Annotated in this window: 15 protein-coding genes; 8 read left to right on the top strand and 7 right to left on the bottom strand. The window is 62.0% G+C overall.

All coding sequences use genetic code 11. The features are described from left to right. Nucleotides 1–74: 74 nt before the first annotated feature. From ACWTU7_RS23350 to hflX, 3 genes are all read left to right on the top strand, one after another. Nucleotides 75–938 carry a D-amino-acid transaminase gene (locus ACWTU7_RS23350; RefSeq protein WP_455840505.1) on the top strand — a complete coding sequence of 288 codons (864 nt, stop codon included), beginning with the start codon at nucleotides 75–77 and terminating at the stop codon, nucleotides 936–938. Between the two features lie 145 nt (nucleotides 939–1,083). Then, the gene (gene hfq, locus ACWTU7_RS23345) at nucleotides 1,084–1,329 is read left to right on the top strand and encodes an RNA chaperone Hfq (RefSeq protein WP_006202172.1); all 246 of its coding nucleotides are present in this window, start codon (nucleotides 1,084–1,086) and stop codon (nucleotides 1,327–1,329) included. Beyond that, entirely contained in the window at nucleotides 1,330–2,721 is a 1,392-nt protein-coding gene (hflX, locus tag ACWTU7_RS23340; protein WP_455840506.1) for a GTPase HflX, read from the top strand. Between the two features lie 6 nt (nucleotides 2,722–2,727). Here hflX and mazG read toward each other — a convergent pair whose 3' ends face one another. From mazG to ACWTU7_RS23325, 3 genes are all read right to left on the bottom strand, one after another. Then, nucleotides 2,728–3,552 (bottom strand): nucleoside triphosphate pyrophosphohydrolase, encoded by an 825-nt coding sequence (gene mazG / locus ACWTU7_RS23335; RefSeq protein WP_455840507.1) that lies wholly within the window; start codon nucleotides 3,550–3,552, stop codon nucleotides 2,728–2,730. Nucleotides 3,553–3,638: 86 nt separating this feature from the next. After that, nucleotides 3,639–4,823, bottom strand: coding sequence for an amino acid aminotransferase (locus ACWTU7_RS23330; RefSeq protein ID WP_455840508.1), 1,185 nt, complete (start codon nucleotides 4,821–4,823; stop codon nucleotides 3,639–3,641). A 178-nt stretch (nucleotides 4,824–5,001) separates the two neighbouring features. Next, entirely contained in the window at nucleotides 5,002–6,156 is a 1,155-nt protein-coding gene (locus ACWTU7_RS23325) for an OpgC family protein (RefSeq protein WP_455840509.1), read from the bottom strand. A 349-nt stretch (nucleotides 6,157–6,505) separates the two neighbouring features. Here ACWTU7_RS23325 and ACWTU7_RS23320 point away from each other — a divergent pair, with 349 nt between their 5' ends. From ACWTU7_RS23320 to ACWTU7_RS23305, 4 genes are all read left to right on the top strand, one after another. After that, nucleotides 6,506–7,024 (top strand): sigma-70 family RNA polymerase sigma factor, encoded by a 519-nt coding sequence (locus ACWTU7_RS23320; protein WP_455840510.1) that lies wholly within the window; start codon nucleotides 6,506–6,508, stop codon nucleotides 7,022–7,024. Nucleotides 7,025–7,032: 8 nt separating this feature from the next. Beyond that, a complete protein-coding gene (locus ACWTU7_RS23315) occupies nucleotides 7,033–7,806 on the top strand; it encodes an anti-sigma factor family protein (RefSeq protein WP_029352367.1) in 774 nt (257 codons plus the stop codon). 20 nt (nucleotides 7,807–7,826) lie between these two features. After that, on the top strand, nucleotides 7,827–8,543 hold the full coding sequence (locus ACWTU7_RS23310) for a Bax inhibitor-1/YccA family protein (RefSeq protein WP_455840511.1): 717 nt from the start codon (nucleotides 7,827–7,829) through the stop codon (nucleotides 8,541–8,543). A gap of 126 nt (nucleotides 8,544–8,669) precedes the next feature. Continuing rightward, entirely contained in the window at nucleotides 8,670–9,233 is a 564-nt protein-coding gene (locus tag ACWTU7_RS23305; RefSeq protein WP_455840512.1) for a DUF2076 domain-containing protein, read from the top strand. Between the two features lie 144 nt (nucleotides 9,234–9,377). Here the strand turns inward: ACWTU7_RS23305 and ACWTU7_RS23300 are convergent, their stop codons facing one another. Both ACWTU7_RS23300 and ACWTU7_RS23295 read right to left on the bottom strand, forming a co-directional pair. Next, nucleotides 9,378–10,289, bottom strand: a complete 912-nt coding sequence (locus tag ACWTU7_RS23300; protein WP_455840513.1) for an agmatinase — start codon at nucleotides 10,287–10,289, stop codon at nucleotides 9,378–9,380. Between the two features lie 697 nt (nucleotides 10,290–10,986). Beyond that, nucleotides 10,987–11,934 (bottom strand): homocysteine S-methyltransferase family protein, encoded by a 948-nt coding sequence (locus ACWTU7_RS23295; RefSeq protein ID WP_455840514.1) that lies wholly within the window; start codon nucleotides 11,932–11,934, stop codon nucleotides 10,987–10,989. A gap of 242 nt (nucleotides 11,935–12,176) precedes the next feature. On the opposite strand from ACWTU7_RS23295, the gene ACWTU7_RS23290 reads away from it, so the two are divergent. Next, complete coding sequence (locus ACWTU7_RS23290) at nucleotides 12,177–12,836, top strand: TetR/AcrR family transcriptional regulator (protein WP_455840515.1); 660 nt, start codon at nucleotides 12,177–12,179, stop codon at nucleotides 12,834–12,836. Nucleotides 12,837–12,853: 17 nt separating this feature from the next. Here ACWTU7_RS23290 and ACWTU7_RS23285 read toward each other — a convergent pair whose 3' ends face one another. Together ACWTU7_RS23285 and ACWTU7_RS23280 are read right to left on the bottom strand one after the other, a co-directional pair. Then, a complete protein-coding gene (locus tag ACWTU7_RS23285; protein ID WP_455840516.1) occupies nucleotides 12,854–13,324 on the bottom strand; it encodes a YbaK/EbsC family protein in 471 nt (156 codons plus the stop codon). 15 nt (nucleotides 13,325–13,339) lie between these two features. Continuing rightward, nucleotides 13,340–14,158, bottom strand: coding sequence for an MBL fold metallo-hydrolase (locus ACWTU7_RS23280; protein WP_455840517.1), 819 nt, complete (start codon nucleotides 14,156–14,158; stop codon nucleotides 13,340–13,342).

Raw genomic sequence — 14,158 nt, 5'->3', positions numbered from 1 at the left:
TTGATTTTTGCGCATGACCCCGAAAATCGATTCCGATTTTCGGGGTCATGCGCTGACTTCTCCAGGGTGACCTCATGCCGCGCATTGCCTATGTGAACGGGCGCTATGTCGCTCACGCCGACGCCTTCGTGCATGTCGAGGACCGTGGTTATCAGTTCGCCGATGGCGTCTACGAGGTCTGCGAGGTAGCGCGAGGCTTCATCGTTGATATGCCTCGCCATCTCGGACGACTAAACCGCTCGCTGACCGAATTGTCGATCGACTGGCCGGTCACGCGGGGCGTGTTGCCGATTATTATGCGTGAGGTGGTTCGCCGCAACCATGTCACCGATGGCCTGGTCTATCTTCAGGTGACGCGTGGCGTCGCCAGCCGTGACTTTATTTTCCCGGCGGCGGGCACGAAGCCGTCGCTGGTGGTGACCGCCAGGAAAGCCGACCCCGCTTCTGCCGCGAAGAGAGCCGAAAGCGGAATCAAGGTTATCACGGTGCCGGAGAATCGTTGGGATCGGGTCGATATCAAGTCGGTCGGCCTGCTGCCAAATGTGCTCGCCAAGCAGAAGGCCAAGGAAGCCGGCGCCCAGGAAGCCTGGTTTGTCGATGCCGACGGCACCGTCAAGGAAGGTGGATCGTCGAACGCCTGGATCATCACCAGGGATGGTGTGCTGGTGACGCGTCCGGCCGAGCACGGCATCCTGCGCGGCATCACCCGCACCACGCTGTTCGAAGTGGCCGCCAAGCTCGGCCTGAAGATCGAGGAGCGCGGCTTTTCGGTCGCCGAGGCCAAGGCTGCGCGCGAGGTTTTCATCAGCTCCGCGACCACCATCGCCATGCCGATCGTGGCGATCGACGGCGCTCCCGTCGCCAATGGCCATCCGGGCTCGATAACACTTTCCTTGCGGCAAGCCTTTTTTGACGTTGCGGAAAAAAGTCCAGCCTGATAACCGCACAGGTGGAATGAACATCAATATATCTCGTTCTGCTTGTCGTTATTGACGGCAAGATGGTGTTTGCGCGCTTGACACGTGCCGGGTAATTTGGCGCATTGAGGTGCAAACCGAAGGGGATCGGCGAAAGACAAGAACAATGGCGGAACGATCGCAAAATCTTCAGGACCTGTTCCTGAATTCAGTTCGCAAAAGCAAAAACCCACTCACCATCTTTCTCATCAACGGCGTGAAGCTGACCGGTGTGGTTACTTCGTTCGACAATTTCTGTGTTCTGCTGCGTCGAGACGGCCATTCCCAGCTCGTCTACAAGCACGCCATTTCCACGATCATGCCGAGCCAGCCGGTTCAGATGTTCGATGGCGAGGAAAGCCAGGGCGCCTGATTGGCACGTAAGAAAGACGCGGACCGCAGCGTTCGCGAAAAACCAGCATATCAGCCGGGGACGGAAGCCGAAGGCCCGACCCGGGCCGTGGTCATCGTGCCGGTGCTTACCCGCCAGCCGCGCGGCGACGAAGACACCAATCGTCCGCGCCTGATGCGTTCCGCCGAGGCCCGCCACGACGAAGCGGTTGGTCTTGCCCAAGCCATTGACCTCGACCCGATCCATACCGCGGTGGTGACCGTCAATGATCCGCGGCCTGCAACCTTGCTCGGCAGCGGCAAGGTCGCGGAGTTCGCCGAGATCGTCAAAGAGGGCCGTGCCGAACTGGTTATTGTCGACCATCCGCTGACGCCGGTGCAGCAACGCAATCTGGAAAAAGAATTGAACGCCAAGGTGCTGGATCGCACCGGGCTGATCCTGGAGATTTTCGGCGAGCGCGCGCGCACCAAGGAAGGTACGCTGCAGGTCGATCTTGCGCACCTCAACTATCAGAAGGGCCGGCTCGTGCGAAGCTGGACCCACCTCGAGCGCCAGCGCGGCGGCGCCGGTTTCCTTGGCGGTCCTGGCGAAACGCAGATCGAGTCGGACCGCCGTGTCCTGCAGGACAAGATCAACAAGCTGAAGCACGAGCTGGAAACAGTGCGGCGGACCCGCGATCTGCACCGCGCCAAGCGCAAGAAGGTGCCGTTCCCGGTTGTGGCGATCGTCGGCTATACCAACGCCGGCAAGTCGACGCTGTTCAACAGGCTGACCGGAGCAGAGGTGCTGGCCGAGGACATGCTGTTTGCCACGCTCGACCCGACACTGCGTCGGGTGCGACTGCCGCACGGCACGCCGGTCATCCTTTCGGACACCGTCGGTTTCATTTCGGACCTGCCGACGCACCTGATCGCGGCCTTCCGGGCAACGCTGGAAGAGGTGGTCGAGGCCGATCTCGTCATCCATCTGCGCGATATTTCGGACCCCGACACGGCCGCCCAGGCCGAGGATGTCGAGCGCATCCTCGCCGATCTCGGCGTCGATGCCGGCGACAGCAAGCGCGTCATCGAAGTGTGGAACAAGATCGACCGGCTCGATGAAGGCAACCGGGCGCGGTTGCTCGCCGACGGCATCGACGGCAGCAAGGCGCCGCCGATTGCCATATCGGCCGCCACCGGCGAGGGCATCGATGTGCTGAAGGCGATTATGGAGACAAGAGTTTCAGGCGAACTGGAAACGCTGACCGTCACGCTCAAGCCTGACCAGCTTGGGTTCGTCGACTGGCTCTACCGCAATGGCGACGTCGTCTCGCGCACCGACAATGACGATGGCGGTATAACCGTGTCGCTCAAAGCGACGCGAAGCGCACACGAAGAGATAGAAACCAGATTGCATCGTAAAAACAACGGATAATTTCTGTTACTTCGCGCTTTTGGCTTGCTGCCAAAGCGCCTCCATCTCGTCGAGCGTCGCCCTTTCCAGCGTGTTTCCGGACGCTTCCAGCGCTTGCTCGACATAGCGGAACCGCGACCGGAATTTCTCGTTGGTGCCGCTGAGCGCCGCTTCGGAATCAATCTTGAGATGACGCCCGAGATTGACGACGGCAAACAGCATGTCGCCGAACTCGTCCTTGATCGAAGCTGTATCGCCCTTGGCGAAGGCCTGGCGCAACTCGCCGATCTCTTCCTCGATCTTGTCGAGGATCGGCGTGGCCTCGCTCCAGTCGAAGCCGACGCGGGCCGCTTTCTCCTGCAGCTTGAGCGCCCGGGTCAACGCGGGCAGGGCGACCGGTACGCTGTCCAGAAAACCATTGCCATGATCCTCAGGATCGTGCCCGCGGGCGAGGCGGGCGTTTCGCTTTTCCGCTTTTTCCTCGGTCTTGATCTTCTCCCACATGCCCTTGGCCATGCCCGCGCTGCGCGCCTTCTCGTCGCCGAAGACATGCGGATGGCGGCGGATCATTTTTGTGGTAATGGTCTGGACCACGTCGTCAAAGGCGAATTCACCGGCCTCCTCGGCCATCTGCGCATGGTAGACGACCTGCAGCAGGAGGTCACCGAGCTCGTCGCGCAGATCGTCCAGGTCGCCGCGCGCGATCGCGTCCGCCACCTCGTAGGCTTCCTCGATCGTGTAGGGCGCGATGGTCGAGAAATCCTGCTCGATATCCCACGGGCAGCCGGTTTCCGGCGCACGCAGCGCCGCCATAATCTCGATCAGCCGGGAAATGTCTTTCGAAGGTTTCATCTGTCGACGCTATCGTGCAGCGATCACTCAGCCAATGCTGTCACCCGGCAAGGGCGCATTGTCCACAGTTGCCAGCGACGGTCGGCTCAATCGAGCACTGAGACGATCGCCTTGGCGAGCGCGTCCATGCCGTCCTCCGGCAGGCCGGCGACGTTGATGCGGCTGTCGCCGACCATATAGACACCGTGCTCGGCACGCAGCCGCTCGACCTGCGCTTCGGACAGGCCAAGCCGGGAAAACATGCCGCGATGGCTGGCGACGAAATCGAAGCGATCGGAATTGGATTGCCGCCGCAGCGCTTCGGCGAACTGCACCCGAAGCCGCAGCATGCGCAGGCGCATCTCCTCTAGCTCCGCTTCCCAGTCGGCGCGCAGTGTGGCGTCTTCAAGCACGATGCGCACCGCGGCCGCGCCGTGGTCCGGCGGCATCGAGTACATAGCGCGCGCCGCCGACAGCATCTGGCTCATTGCGACATCCGCCTGCGCGCTGTCTTTAGCCAGGATCATGGCCGCGCCGACACGGTCACGATACACGGCGAAATTCTTGGAGCAGCTCGAGGCAACCACCATTTCAGGAACTTTTTCAGCCAGCAGGCGCAAGCCGGTGGCGTCCGCGTCCAGGCCCTCGCCAAAGCCCTGATAGGCAATGTCGACAAAAGGCAGCAGGCCGCGCTCGATGACCAGGTCGGCTATTTCGGCCCACTGCGCGGTGTCCAGATTGGCGCCTGTCGGGTTGTGGCAGCAACCATGCAGCAGCACCACGTCCCCGCTCTTGGCGGTCGCCAGCGCGCTCATCATGTCGGCGAAGCGAACAGCACCTGATGCAGCGTCGAAGTAGGGATATTCGCGTATCTGCAAGCCGGCGGCGCGCATCACCGGCAGGTGGTTCGGCCATGTCGGGTCCGACAGCCAGATCGTCGCGTCGGATCGCGTCCTCTTGAGCAGTTCGGCCACCAGCCGCAGCGCGCCGGAGCCGCCGGGTGCCTGCGCCGCGCGGATGCGCGAAAAGTCGGCCGCAGGGCCAAAGACCAGCCCCGCCATCGCTGTGTTGAAGCCGGTATCGCCCGCAAGGCCGAGATAGGTCTTGGTGTCCCGGCTCTGCAGCAGTCGCTTTTCGGCTTCGCGCACGGCGCGCATCACCGGCGTCTTGCCTTCGCGATCCTTGTAGACGCCGACGCCGAGGTCGACCTTGCCGGGGCGGGGATCGGCGCGATAGAGGCCGATCAAGGCGAGGATCTTGTCGGCTGGGGCAGGCTGGAGGTCTTCGAACATCGGCGCGGTTCCGTTGGCGGCGGAGTGATACGCAAATCGGCTGTGCTGCGCCAGCGGTTTCATTTGCACCAGGCTGAAAAGCGCCAAACCAGGAGACAGGACGCAGAAATCCATAGCATGCCTTGAGGAAAGGCTCGCACGCGGCGAAAGCTTGACGGCACGGCTCGTCGACGCCGTTCTATGACGCCAGCTTGAGGGCAGCAGACGGCAAGGCGGCGACAAGTTGCTGCTTCTTGCCGCCCCAACCGATCCGCGGCAGCCATTCGAGGTAATAGGCGAAGCCGAACTGCAGCGCGATGCCTGTCGAGATCAGGATCGCGTCGTAGAGGAGTCCGCCCGGGCTGACGACCTTCATGACCTGCGCGATCATGGCGAGGATTGTTCCGGCGACGAAGACCGGCAGCGAATGCTTGCCAAGAACCGCGAGCGGGTGGCCGGGGCCCGTCTTCGCCAGGTTGGAAAGCGCCGGGATCGCCACGATCAGGTAGGTGATCGCCAGAATGTGCATGAGCCGCGACAGCGAGAGGAATGTCTTGTCGAAGCCGGTCAGCACGGTAGGCAGGCCGGAGGCCGTCTCGATGCCCCACAACGACAGCCGCACCCAAATCAGCGCGCCAACCAGATACCCGACGGCCGCGCTCGCCATCATCCAGTTGAAGCGGATTTCGCCGCCGCGCTTGACGTGCAGCATGCCGGCGATCCCGATAACGAACAGAAACTGCCAGGAGAGCGGGTTCAGGAACCAGAAGCCGTCGCCGGGAAAATTCGAAGGCGCGATCTGGAAAATGCCGACGATGAGCCAGAGAAGAGCGGACGCAGCAAGCATCAGGCTCAGGCTGAAAGTGCCGATCCACAGGAAAAGCGGCATCATCAGAAGTACGACGGCATACATGGAAAGAATGTTGTTATAGCCGATCTGATGACCGAGCGCGGCGATGCCGAGCAGCGCTTCCGGCGTGTCCTCGATGATCATCTGAATGTTGATCAGCTTCAAAAGATCGGGCCGCGTGAAATGCAGTGCAGCCGCCGAGAAGATCGCCAGCGTCGCGACAGTGGTCATGACGTGGGTGACATAGAGGACACCGGCGCGCCGCCAGGCCTTCAGGGTAACGAGCAACCGGTTTTCCGACCGGAACTTCAGTCCGTAGGCGAGCCCAACGGCAATCCCCGAAATCAGCACGAAGGCTTCGGCCGAATCGGAAAAGCCGAAATTCTTGTGCGTGACATACTCGAAGATCGTCCCCGGCACATGGTTGATGAAGATCGTCAGTAGCGCTAGCGCGCGGAAGACATCGATGCGGGTATCCCGCTGGGTTGGCACATTGCTTGTCATGTTGGGTCAGTAATTCGTTGAACAGGCAGGCCCAACGGCCGTTGGCGAAGGGAAGATTCGGCGGTGAATGTTTCCTGCCTTTAACTGGCAAGTGCCCGAGAAAGATGACAACTTCCCGGTTTTCCGCGTCACAAATTAATTCAGGTATAAACATCGAAATCCCCGGTGGGGCTAAAACCGCGCGGCGAATTGTGGCGGCTGAGGGGAGGGCTGCTCGTTCGCGGATAAAGAAGCCGTACGCGCGATGGTGGCGTTGTACCGTTGATGCCAGACCTTTCCGGATCGCAAAAAACTCAAAGAGCGGGATTAAAAACCTGCCATGCTCCGTAAACGGGACATGAGAGGGTCGATGCCACGCTTCGATATCATAGGACAGCTTGGTTCCCTGAGGCGCTACGCGCGTTCGCTGACGCGCGACAGCGCAGAAGCGGAGGATCTGGTGCATGACGCGCTGGTGCGTGCCTATGAGCGGCGCGGCACCTTCCGCTCCGGCGGGAACCTGCGCGCATGGCTGCTGTCGATCGTTCACAATGCTTTCATTGACGGTTTGCGGTCCCGCAAGTCCGAAGCGGCGCGCGTCGAGCAGGCCGGATATCTTATCGACGCCAGCGTGCAGGCTCCCCAGGAGCATTCCGTCCGGCTGGCACAGGTGCGCGAAGCTTTTTTCAAATTGCCGGATGAGCAGCGTTCGGCGCTGCATCTCGTCGCCATCGAGGGACTTACCTACAGCCAGGCGGCCGAGGCCAGCGGCGTACCGCTGGGAACGCTGATGTCGCGCATCGGCAGGGCGCGCGCGGCGCTCCGCGAGATGGAGGACAAATTGCCGGCACGTGCGAAAAGCCAACTCAAGATCGTGGGAGGCCCATGATGTCCATGATGAGCGAACTGCGCGACCCGGTGACCGATGCCGACCTCGACGCCTATGTCGACGACCAGTTGGACGTTGCCCGCCGCATCGAGGTCGAGGCGTTTCTTTCCGCCCGTCCGGAGGCGGCCGCTCGCGTGATGTCCGACCTCAGGACGCGCGACGAACTGCGCGTGGCGCTTGCCGGGTCCAAGGGCATGGCGCGGCCGGCAACGGCCGACGCAGCACGGCGGCTGGAGCGGGGACTGGCCCGGGGTCGGGCCTTACGCACGTTGCAGCGGGCTTCGGCGGTCGCAGTGTTGGTGGCCGCGGGCTGGTTTGCGAACGGGATCGTCGGGCCGATATCGGTGACGAAAGTCGTCGCCTCGACCCAGCCGCCTGTCTATCTGGAGGAGGCGATCCGGGCACACAGGACGACGATCATGCGCGAGGCCATGTCATCCCAGCCCGAAGCGCCGGATTACGATGCGGACGAAATCCGCGCCGCTACGGCGATCGTCATGCCGTCGCTGCCGAAGGACTGGAAAGTCCGTGACGTGCAGATCTATCCATCGCAGTTCGGCCCGAGCGTCGAGATGGCTGTCGAAACAAGGGACCTGGGACTGGTCTCGCTGTTCGCGATCAGGCCCGGAACGTTCGACGTGGTCCAGCCGACCGTCGCCCCCTCGGGCGAAATTTCCTCGGCCTATTTCCAGATCGGCGAAGTTGCTTACGCAGTCGTCGCCCGACGCGGTGTCCGCGATCTCGATCGCACCGCAGAGACGCTCGCCAACACGCTTTACTGACCTCACAAAGGAGAACCCGCATGAATACTCCCAATCTAGGATACCGCACCGGCGTCGGAGCCCAAACCGGCGCCGTCTATGACGAAGGCCTGCGCCAGCACATGCTGCGCGTCTACAACTACATGGGAGTTGGCCTCGTCGTTACCGGCGTGATCGCCTTCGTGGTGGCTTCCACGCCAGCCCTCTACGTGCCGATCTTTTCCAGCCCGTTGAAGTGGGTGGTGATGCTGGCACCGCTCGCCTTCGTGCTGCTGTTCTCGTTCCGGATCCAGACGATGTCCGCGGCCGGCGCTCAGGCGATGTTCTGGGCATTCTGTGCGGTCATGGGCCTGTCGCTGGCGTCCGTGTTCCTGGTGTTCACCGGGACCAGCATCGCGCGCACCTTCTTCATCGCCGCCACCATGTTCGGCGCGACCAGCCTTTATGGCTACACAACCAAACGCGACCTCACTCAGTTCTCGTCCTTCCTGATCATGGGCCTGATCGGCGTGGTGATTGCCAGCATTGTCAACATCTTCCTCGGCTCGACCGCACTCCAGTTCGCGATCTCGGTGATCGGCATCGCTGTCTTCATCGGGCTCACTGCCTGGGATACGCAGACGATCAAGGAGCAGTATGCGGAAAATTTCGGTGCGGAATCTCAACAGAAGCTCGCCGTCTTCGGTGCATTCTCGCTCTATCTGAACTTCATCAACATCTTCCAGCTGCTGCTGAACTTCACCGGCGAGCGCGAATAGGCCGGTCAAATCAACTGCATGTCGCGGTAGCGGTTTTGGAGCCGCGACATGCATAAAACAGGGACTTAAAGCGCGCCGCGAGAATCTCTGGACGCGGCGCGCCCGGATAACCGGAGTTGCTTCCCCATGGACAGGAACGACCAGCAGGCGATCGGCAATCTTTTCGAGAAACTTGCAAATGTCGAGCGACAGACGCCGCCGCGCGATGCCGAAGCGGAACGCTTCATCAACGATCAGATTGCCCGGCAGCCCGGCGCGCCATACTACATGGCGCAGACCATCGTCGTGCAAGAGCAGGCCCTGAACGCGGCACAGTCCCGCATCGAGGAACTGGAACAACAGGCACAGCAGTCTGCCGGCGGCGGATTGCTTGGCGGGCTCTTCGGCGGCGGCGCCAGGCGCTCGGGTTCGGTACCGCGGGTCGGGCGCACCGCTGCCGCTGTGCCGCAGGAGCCGCTTTCGGGCAATGATGGGCAGAGGGCACGCGGCGGGTTCCTCGCAGGAGCCGCGCAGACTGCGATGGGCGTGGCTGGGGGTGTGCTTCTCGGCAACGCCATCGCAGGCATGTTTGGCGGAAGCGAAGCGCAGGCAACCGAGCCGGCGGCGTCACAGCCAGACGAAGCCGCTGCCGACCCGGCAGGCGACGCCGGCTCCGATGACGGCGGCGACTTTGGCGATATCGAATTTTGACACGAATGGAAAGCGCGGAGGGCGGTCTGACCAGGAAATCGGCCTTCGCAGGCAAGGGACAGTCACATCCCCTGCGACCAGAAATGTCGCATCAGGCGATGACGAGCCTTCCTGTCACTGACCGGTTCGCCCGAGAAGCCGGGTTCAAATCTGCCGGACGATGGTGCCGATCACATTGACGAGAAGGCGCGCGGCGGTCAGGGCCGACAGGCCGTCAATGTCGGCCGGAGGATAGAGCTCGACAAGGTCGAATCCTGCGATCCTGGCCCGCCTGCCGAGGCCCGCGATCAGGTCGATCACCTGCGTGTAGGTGAGGCCGCCGGGCGTACGCGCCGCCACGCCCGGCATGATGCCGGGATCGAGGCCGTCGCAGTCGAGGGTGACGACGATCCGCGCTCCTTCCGGAATATGCCGGAGAGCGGCTTCGACGCCCTGGGCGTGAACCTCGCGGGCGGTCACGAAGCGGCTGCCATAGCGCCGCGCCGCTTCGATTTCGGTGAGGCGCGCGCTGCCGACGCCACGCAGGCCGACCTGCACGATGCCAGCGACATGCGGCATCTCGCTCGCCCGGCGCATCGGGTTCGAATAGCCATAGCGTTCGCCATTCAACTCGTCGCGCCAGTCGATATGGGCGTCGATCTGCAGGATCCAGACCGGCCCGTGATCCGCAAAGCCGGCGATGAAGGGAATGGGCACGGAATCGTCGCCGCCGAGCAGGATCGGCACGGCCGGCAATGCCAGGACCTCGCGCGTCTTCGCCTCGATCCGGGCCCGGTTGCCGGCATTGTCATGCATGGTGGTCGGGATATCGCCGGCGTCGATGCAACAGATCGGCTTACCGTCAAACAGCGGGCCGCCGAGATCGAAATCCCAGTGCTCGACGAGCGCGGCATCGTCCTGGCTTGCAGCGCGGATGGCTTGGGCGGCCAGGGCATAGCCGCTGCTGTCCTTGCCCGGATAGGTGCTGCCGTGACCGGCTCCGAAGATCACTGCACGAGGCATCCGGCCATCGGCGAGGCGATCGGGAAAGCCGAGAAAGGGAGGCGAGGCGGTCATTTTTGATGGCCTGGATGATGGTTTAGCTGAAATTTCGGTGTTGAGGGCGCGCAGGATGGGATCGTTTGCAGTAGGGGCGAAATCCTATGCTAAGCCGTAAGCTGATTCAGTGTGGGCAGTGTGCTTCGGCGCCGCTTACGGCGGGAAGTGATACTTGTCCGAACCGTTTTCATGGATGTCTTGGAGCAACGTAACCGTAACGCCGACGGGATAGAGGGGAAGGGTTGGTCCGGGAATCAAAATCGTCCGAGAGCCGTTCAATTGAACGAAATATCGTGCGCCACCTTCACCCGAAACGACAGAGATTACGGTTCCCGAAACTTCTGTTGTCCGGACAATTGCGCTTGAATTGCGCCCCATCCAAAAGGCGAGAAGGCGCAGGCAACGGCCAGGACGCCAAGAATGGCTCTGTTCAGCAAGCTCATTTGAATCCCGCCGGATCGATCCTAACATCGGCATAGGTGATGCTCTGATTCATTCCGCCACCATGTGCGACATCATCACTCCGCAGCGGCTAACTTTGCAAGTGTGTCAGCTCCAGGACACGCGTGGCCGATACCATGGCTCAGTCGCATAAGATAGATTATGGAACTGAGTTGCGATTTTGATTGCGTGCTTTCGGCCCAACCGCAGTTCCTTGTTCCCTAAGCGGAACTGCGGTTGTTAGCGTTGCGTCTCCTGGGACGCACACAGGTTCCTACGCCGCTTGCGGCACGCAGGCCTCGCAGATCGCCGCGATGTGCCGGTGGTCGGTGCCGCAGCAGCCGCCCAGGATGCGCATCGTCGGAAACGAAGCTGTCAGCCTGCTGTAGCGCCGCCCGAGATCGTCCGGATCGCCCGGGTCGAGCGTTTCCGATTCGTCCAGTTCGGCATGGCTTTTGGCCGAAGCATTCGCCTTCACTCCATAGACGCGATCGACCCAGCGCTCGCCCATTTTCAGCGCCTGCATGAAATGCGTCGGATGGGCGCAGTTGATCATATAGTAGGCCGGCGAACCATCCGTCGCGTCGTCGACCCTGTCGATCGCCTCGCCGAGCGCCATGCCGGTCACCAGCTTCCCGTCCGTCTCCACGGTGAACGAGATCATGCAGGGCATGGCATGCGCTTTGGCCGCCCGCGCCACGCCGATTGCCTCTTCGAAATTGGTGAGCGTGTAGGCCGCCACCATATCGGCTTCGGTCCGCGCGAAACTCTCAATTTGCACCGCGTGATAGGCTTCCGCCTCGTCGGCATCCATCTTGCCGGCTTTGTAGCCGTCGCCGCGCGGTCCGATCGCACCGCTGATGACGCAGGGCGTTTCGGCGGTCTCGAACTCCTTGCGCAGGTCGAGAAGAAGCTCGATCGAGGCCTCGTTGACGGCGCGTAGCGCTTCCGGCCCGTAGCCGAGCAAGGTTCCCCAATCGGGATTGGCTCGCCACGTCGGCGTGTCGAGGATGAAGCCGGTCCCACTTCTGCGCGCAATGGTCAGATAACGGACGTAATATTCCTTGAGCTTCTGCCGGCCTTCAGGCGTTGCCATCAGCGTGAAGGAAGCAAAGTGCGGAAGGTCGAGGCCTTCGTGAAAGATGAGAGTCGTTTCCATGCCGCCATCGCTCAGGAATGTTCTGTTGGCGAGTTGCGGCAGGTTCTGGCGGTACTTGGCCATGTGTGTCTCCAGTGGTAAGATCACACCGTGCCGCCTGGTGGCGGCCGGTTCGGAATAGCCAAGTTTTAGCAGCACGTGCCGCCGGTGCGGTAGAAGGCTTGTGGTCCGGTACTCCACCGAAGCGGAAACCGCAGCAATTACAGCCGGATAGCTGCGCTGGGTCGGTCGTATTGCTATCGGTGCCGATGTTGGCGGGTGTGAAAACCATACCGCCGGTACAGTTGATTTGAGGACATTCGGTCATGCGCAAGGGTGCGGAAACGCGCGAACGCATTCTGGAGATCGCCGAGGCCTCGGTGCTCGCCAAGGGGTTCGGCGCGACTTCCATCGAGGAGGTGATCGCCGAAGCCGGCATTACCAAGAGCGGCTTCTTCTATCATTTCAAGGACAAGAACGAACTCGCCCGCGCCTTGATGCTGCGCTACGTCGAGGAGAATGACCGCATCTTCGATGAGGTGTTTCACCGCGGCCGGCAATTGTCCGATGATCCGTTGCAGTCGTTCCTGATCACGCTCAAGCTGCTTGCCGAGCTGATGGGCGACCTGCCGAACGGCCACCCCGGCTGCCTGATCGCGACGTTCACCTATCAGGAGCGCCTCTTCGACCGCAACGTTCGCGACATCGCCGCCGAAGCCGTACGTTCCTGGAACGGGCGTTTTCGCGATGCGCTGAGCGAGATCGCGACCGTTTATCCTGCCCGCAAAGGCATGGATCTCGACGACGTGGCCATCATGTTCTCTTGTGTGATCGATGGCGGCATCATCATGTCGCGGGGGCTCGGCGATCCCCGTGTCCTCGGACGCCAGATCCTCGCCTTCCGAAGCGTCGTAAAGATGCTGTTCGCGCCGGCTGCGCCCGACATCATGCTGCCAACCGCCCCCACCGCCATCGCCGCCGAATAGGGTCCGGCACGTTCGAGTCAGGCTGCCAGCGTCGCTACGACAGCTTGCGCTGCTTTGATCATTGCATGTGGCTCGGCGGCGAACACCGCGTCGTGCGCGCCGGCCGCTGCCCATACGCGGTCGAAACCGAGCAGCGTTTTGTCGGCGAACGCCGGGATCGCGATCAGATGGCCGATCGGCGCTACGCCGCCAATGGCAAAGCCGGTTTCGTCGCGGATCTGCCGCGGGTCGGCGCGCTTCAGCGGCTCGCCGATCAGTGCGGCAGCCTTGGCTAGATCCAGCTGATTGGAGCCGGAAACCAGGAAGAGAAACAGCTTTCCGCTAGCTTGTCCTTGGAAAACCAACGATTTGACGATCTGTGCAACGGTGCAGCCGCATTGCGCGGCGGCTTCCTCGGCGGTGCGTGTCGAGGCGCCCATGCGTCTGATTTCGATGTCGAGGCCGGCATCGGCTGCTGCCTTGGTCACACGATCGATGCTGCCAGCCATGAAGAACCGAACCTATCATGCTGATTCAAAATTGATTTCGATCATCATACCATCATAGGCTGGCTCGACATCGGCCGGCGTCTCCGCCATCACCGTGGCGTAGTCGAGCGGCACATGCATATGCGTCAGCACGGCCTTTTTCGGCGCAAGTTTTTCGATCCAGTCGAGTGCTTGGCCGAGCGAAAGATGGCTCGGATGCGTCCTGTATTGCAGTGCGTCGATGACCAGCATGTCCAGACCGCGCAGCCGTTCGGCCGTAGCGTCGGGGAAATCGCTTATATCGGGGCAATAGGCGAGCCCGCCGATACGAAATCCAAGCGATATGATGTCGCCATGGATTTGCGGCAGCGGCTCGAGGGTGAGGGCACCCCCCTCGCCTTCGATCACCACCGGCCTGGCGTGGTCGATGATATGGGGCTCGACGATGGGCAGGTAGGAACTGCCTAGCGGTGTTTCGAAACAATAGCCGAACGCTTCCCGTAACCGCAGCATGGTGGGCTCGTCGGCGTGGATATCGATCAGATGACGCTGCTCGAGCACGAAGCCGCGCAAATCGTCGATACCGTGGATATGGTCGGCATGCGGATGCGTATAGACGACTGCATCGATGCGCCTGACCGCTGCCAGCAGCATCTGCTCGCGGAAATCCGGCCCGGTGTCGATGACGACGGTGGTCTTGTCGCCGTTTGCCGCGATCCGCTCGACGAGCGCTGCGGTGCGCATGCGCCGGTTCCTCGAATTGGCCGGATCGCAATTGCCCCAATCGCCAGTAATGCGGGGCGTGCCCGGCGATGAGCCGCAGCCGAGAATGGTGAGGCGCAGCCGGTGGCTCAT

It is taken from the genome of Mesorhizobium sp. BHscii, from assembly GCF_053848065.1.
The sequence above is the reverse complement of the archived record's forward strand: the minus strand, read 5'-3'. Positions and strand labels throughout refer to the sequence as shown.

Bases quoted from the DNA above. Each gene is read 5' to 3' on its own strand.
- ACWTU7_RS23325 (WP_455840509.1), bottom strand. From the start codon at position 6,156: ATGACAAGCAATGTGCCAACCCAGCGGGATACCCGCATCGATGTCTTC.
- ACWTU7_RS23305 (WP_455840512.1), top strand. From the start codon at position 8,670: ATGGACAGGAACGACCAGCAGGCGATCGGCAATCTTTTCGAGAAACTT.
- ACWTU7_RS23295 (WP_455840514.1), bottom strand. From the start codon at position 11,934: ATGGCCAAGTACCGCCAGAACCTGCCGCAACTCGCCAACAGAACATTC.
- mazG (WP_455840507.1), bottom strand. From the start codon at position 3,552: ATGAAACCTTCGAAAGACATTTCCCGGCTGATCGAGATTATGGCGGCG.
- ACWTU7_RS23350 (WP_455840505.1), top strand. From the start codon at position 75: ATGCCGCGCATTGCCTATGTGAACGGGCGCTATGTCGCTCACGCCGAC.
- ACWTU7_RS23310 (WP_455840511.1), top strand. From the start codon at position 7,827: ATGAATACTCCCAATCTAGGATACCGCACCGGCGTCGGAGCCCAAACC.
- ACWTU7_RS23300 (WP_455840513.1), bottom strand. From the start codon at position 10,289: ATGACCGCCTCGCCTCCCTTTCTCGGCTTTCCCGATCGCCTCGCCGAT.
- ACWTU7_RS23315 (WP_029352367.1), top strand. From the start codon at position 7,033: ATGAGCGAACTGCGCGACCCGGTGACCGATGCCGACCTCGACGCCTAT.
- ACWTU7_RS23320 (WP_455840510.1), top strand. From the start codon at position 6,506: ATGCCACGCTTCGATATCATAGGACAGCTTGGTTCCCTGAGGCGCTAC.
- ACWTU7_RS23290 (WP_455840515.1), top strand. From the start codon at position 12,177: ATGCGCAAGGGTGCGGAAACGCGCGAACGCATTCTGGAGATCGCCGAG.
- ACWTU7_RS23285 (WP_455840516.1), bottom strand. From the start codon at position 13,324: ATGGCTGGCAGCATCGATCGTGTGACCAAGGCAGCAGCCGATGCCGGC.
- ACWTU7_RS23330 (WP_455840508.1), bottom strand. From the start codon at position 4,823: ATGTTCGAAGACCTCCAGCCTGCCCCAGCCGACAAGATCCTCGCCTTG.
- hfq (WP_006202172.1), top strand. From the start codon at position 1,084: ATGGCGGAACGATCGCAAAATCTTCAGGACCTGTTCCTGAATTCAGTT.
- ACWTU7_RS23280 (WP_455840517.1), bottom strand. From the start codon at position 14,158: ATGAGCCACCGGCTGCGCCTCACCATTCTCGGCTGCGGCTCATCGCCG.